The organism is Microvirga sp. KLBC 81 (assembly GCF_003075415.1).
Classification (GTDB): domain Bacteria; phylum Pseudomonadota; class Alphaproteobacteria; order Rhizobiales; family Beijerinckiaceae; genus Microvirga.
On sequence record NZ_QDAH01000314.1, the window covers coordinates 1 to 605 of the forward strand.

1 protein-coding gene is annotated in these 605 nt (G+C 66.4%); it reads left to right on the forward strand.

Annotation, left to right across the window (positions count from 1 at the left end):
- Positions 1-426 (forward strand): transposase (locus DC522_RS33960; protein ID WP_133239471.1); only part of this gene is annotated, 426 nt, incomplete at its 5' end.
- Positions 427-605: the final 179 nt, after the last annotated feature.

The window sequence follows — 605 nt, forward strand, 5'->3', positions numbered from 1 at the left end:
CTCGTGGCCGGCGCGCGTCAGAACCAAGCCTGTCGCATTCTCATGTCGATCCCCGGTGTCGGGGCGATCACCGCAACATCCTTTGCAACCGCTATCGAGGATCCGGGCAACTTCAAGCGGTCCCGTTCCGTCGGCGCCTGGCTCGGCCTGACGACCCGGCGCTACCAGTCGGGCGAGGTCGACTATGACGGCCACATCTCGCGACGAGGCGATCGCCAGGTGCGAGGGCTTCTCTTTGAGGCGGCAACGGTCATCCTGACCCGCAGCTCGGCCGAGAGCGGCCTGCGGAGATGGGGCCTCAAGCTGCGGGAGCGGGTCGGCTTCAAGCGCGCGGCCGTAGCGGTAGCCCGCAAACTGGCGGTCATCATGCATGCGATGCTCAAGACCGGCACCTTCTTCGACCGGAGCATCGGTGCCGCGGCTTGAGCGGTTGAGGATCGCGCTCAGCCTCTGAGCGTGCTGAGACGTCCCTGCCGGGACGTGGGCTGAGCCATTCCGCTTGATGGAATGCACCGCTGAAGCCGAGTGCGGCGTCCACATAGGAAGGCTCCTCCCGCGGAGCTCCATCATGCGGCGACAGCTGTCGACCGCGAAGACGACCCTGC